General features: G+C 32.7%; 2 protein-coding genes. One reads left to right on the plus strand and one right to left on the minus strand.

Features of this window, described 5'->3' with window-relative positions; translation table 11 throughout:
* Positions 1–152 precede the first annotated feature (152 nt).
* Complete coding sequence (locus ACOI1D_RS21600; RefSeq protein WP_422504254.1) at positions 153–293, plus strand: hypothetical protein; 141 nt, start codon at positions 153–155, stop codon at positions 291–293.
* A 197-nt stretch (positions 294–490) separates the two neighbouring features.
* Here the strand turns inward: ACOI1D_RS21600 and ACOI1D_RS21605 are convergent, their stop codons facing one another.
* The gene (locus ACOI1D_RS21605) at positions 491–1,291 is read right to left on the minus strand and encodes a LysM peptidoglycan-binding domain-containing protein (protein ID WP_422504255.1); all 801 of its coding nucleotides are present in this window, start codon (positions 1,289–1,291) and stop codon (positions 491–493) included.
* Positions 1,292–1,565: the final 274 nt, after the last annotated feature.

Below are 1,565 nucleotides of genomic sequence, written 5' to 3' on the forward strand. Positions count from 1 at the left end.
CCATATACAGTATATACATTAAACAAGCAACCATCCATAACCTATATTTGTCTAATATTAACAATTTTGTAAGAAAGTTATGTCATTCCTTTAGAAAATACTATAGTAATGTTGGTTATTTTTAATTATACTAAACCTATCAACCCCCCTGATTGGAGGAGAAAATAATTAAAAAGTTATTAATTGTTCTTTTTCTAATGCTTATTATAGGATTTGGTATATTTGGTTACACTCAATCAGGTGATCCAAATCAAACAATTGAAAAAGACACACATTCATCCATTAAACTATAAAGATTTACAACTTATGATTAATAGGAAAACCTGAATATATTATACTAATATCAGCCGTAAGAAAACTTAGCTTATCGCCAAGCCTTAGTTGCACTTATGCAGTAAGAAAGGATTTATACTTTCTTACCCGCTAAAAAAGGAAAGCACCAATTAAGTGCTTTCCTTTTATATTGCTGGCTTTATTTTATTAATCTAGCTTAGTTTAAGATTGTTACATTTACTGTTCTTCTACCCCATGCATATGCTTCACTTTTTGTTTGAACATGGAGATCAATTTCATTTCCATTGATTGCTCCACCAATGTCTCCTGCTACAGCATAGCCATATCCTTCTACAAAAACTTCAGAACCTAATGGGATCACACTAGGATCCACTGCAATGACTTTTGCATTTGGATTAGCATTTAAATCAATGCCAGTGTACGTTACGCCCGAGCATCCATTACAATCCGCAGTATAAGCAGTTGCAGATACACTAATTGTTCTGCCTTCTGGATCATTATTGTCTTGTTTAGCTGTTTTTTCTATTTTGACCGACTCAGTTTTCGTTTCAGCTTTTTTAACTGTCTTTGGTTCCTGCTTCTTGGCAGGTTTTGCTTCCACCTCAGCTGATTCAGTTGATTCTGCTTTAGGTGAATTTTGATCCTTAATGCTTTCTTTAATTTCAAGCTCTTGACCAATCACAATTAAATCAGACTCTAACTTATTCCATTCCATGATTTCTTCAGCTTTGACATTAAATACTTTTCCAATGCCAATTAGCGTATCGCCTTTCTGAACCTTATATGTTTCATTGATAAATAACTTCTGCTTAGGTTGAATTACTGTAGTTTTTAATGCATTTATTTCAACTAAATTATCAACTGTTGTATTGTATTCTTCTGCAATGTTCCAGAGATTATCTCCTTTTTCTACTTGATATTCCTCAGCTGAAACGGTTGTGATTCCTGCGCCAGCAATAATGAACCCTGTAGCAAGACTAGCTACTAATTTCTTCATAGGTTGTCCCTCCTCAAATTTCTGACTTGCCTATCGTACCACAGGTAGATAAGCAATTCAGTTACAAGCAAGTTAAGAGTCTATTACAAGCATTGCCAAATTATCAAGGGATTATTACAATATTAGTAGATTTAATACAAAAGACTGATTTTAATCACTTAATTAGGTATTTTTACCTACTAAATTAGGTATTTTTGTAGAAAATTACATAATTACTCGTAGTTTACGAGTCAACTAGTTGGTAATGTTTAGGTATAAATAATTAGTGAAAACG

Origin of the sequence: Virgibacillus sp. DJP39 (assembly GCF_049310925.1) — a bacterium.
GTDB lineage: Bacteria > Bacillota > Bacilli > Bacillales > Amphibacillaceae > Virgibacillus_F.